This window comes from Aequorivita xiaoshiensis (assembly GCF_022008395.1).
Taxonomy (GTDB): Bacteria; Bacteroidota; Bacteroidia; order Flavobacteriales; family Flavobacteriaceae; genus Aequorivita; species Aequorivita xiaoshiensis.
Genome location: NZ_JAIRBB010000045.1, coordinates 1 through 1,316, shown reverse-complemented (window position 1 = coordinate 1,316; position 1,316 = coordinate 1). Strand labels below are relative to the sequence as shown.

Genomic DNA, 1,316 nt, shown 5'->3' with positions numbered 1-1,316 from the left:
TGTACGTCTCTGATATAGGTTGACCACTTAACGAGTGAAAACCTATGAAAGCAAATGTACGGAGTATTCGCAAGCAGCGTAAATACTCAATTGAATTTAAAAAAAGGATTGTTGCAGATTTTGAAAGCGGAAAGTTTAGCGTTCTCCAATTGGAGAAGCTTCACGGAATAAGAAATCCAACAATTTATAAATGGATTTATAAATTCTCTACCTTTAACGAAAAAGGATTTAGAATTATAGAAATGAAAGACAGTAGCAGCCAAAAGATGAAAGAGCTTGAAGCTCGCATAAAGGAGCTTGAGAGCACCGTGGGCCGCAAGCAAATAATGATTGATTATTTGGAGAAGATGATGGAGATTGCCAAGGATGAACTTGATATCGACATCAAAAAAAACTTCGGCACCCCACAATCAACTGGTTCAGGGAAAACAAAGAAAAAGTGAGTTTTTCAATGAACATGCTATATGCCACCGTTGGAATCAGCAAGCAAGCTGTAAGCCAGTATAATACAAGGCAAAAGGCCTTCGACAAGAAAGTCAAGCAAATGACCCTCGAAGCTGATGAGCTCAGAGAGGATCACCCTGGTTGTGGGGTTGAGAAAATGTACTATACACTTAAACCGGACTTTATAGGAAGGGATAGGTTTATAGAGTTAATGATGGAACTGGGATACCGATTGAAGCGTAAAAAGAATTATAAAAGAACAACTATTGCTTCGAAAATTTATTATCCTAACCTAATAAAAGGGATGGAGGTTGACCGACCATCAATGGTATGGCAGTCTGATATTACTTACATACCTATTGGCAACAAGCATTATTATGCAGTTTTTATAATAGATGTCTATACCAAGAAGATCGTAGGATATAAAGTCTCTGATAATATGAGGGCACAGGCAAATATGGATGCATTGAATATGGCATTGAAAGAAAACGACGCCCCTCTGGTACACCACAGTGATCGGGGGAGTCAGTATACCTACAAGGGATATATTGATCTTTTAAGGAAAAGTGGAAGCCAAATAAGCATGGCACTCTCAGCCCATGACAATTCCTATGCTGAACGTATCAATAGAACCATAAAAGAGGAATATCTTGATTATTGGAAGCCACAGACATTTATCCAGTTAAAAAGAATGACGGCAAAAGCGGTCAAGAATTACAACAGTAAAAGATTACATAACAATAACCACAGAATGAGCCCTGAGAAGTTCATAAATCAATTTTCTTTCTTGAGGCCTCAAGAAAGAAAATTGATGACTATTTTTGATAATCTAAATTAATAAATAACGGTCAACACTAATCAGGGATATACAA

Annotated in this window: 2 protein-coding genes; both read left to right on the top strand. The window is 37.2% G+C overall.

The features are described 5' to 3' along the window. The first annotated feature begins 44 nt into the window (after positions 1 to 44). Positions 45 to 443: a transposase gene (locus K8344_RS13890; protein ID WP_139856833.1), complete on the top strand. Its 399-nt coding sequence runs from the start codon at positions 45 to 47 to the stop codon at positions 441 to 443. Next, complete coding sequence (locus K8344_RS13885; protein ID WP_237609278.1) at positions 440 to 1,282, top strand: IS3 family transposase; 843 nt, start codon at positions 440 to 442, stop codon at positions 1,280 to 1,282. The genes K8344_RS13890 and K8344_RS13885 overlap by 4 nt, the downstream gene beginning before the upstream one ends. The last annotated feature ends 34 nt before the right edge of the window (positions 1,283 to 1,316 follow it).

Bases quoted from the DNA above. Each gene is read 5' to 3' on its own strand.
- K8344_RS13890 (WP_139856833.1), top strand. From the start codon at position 45: ATGAAAGCAAATGTACGGAGTATTCGCAAGCAGCGTAAATACTCAATT.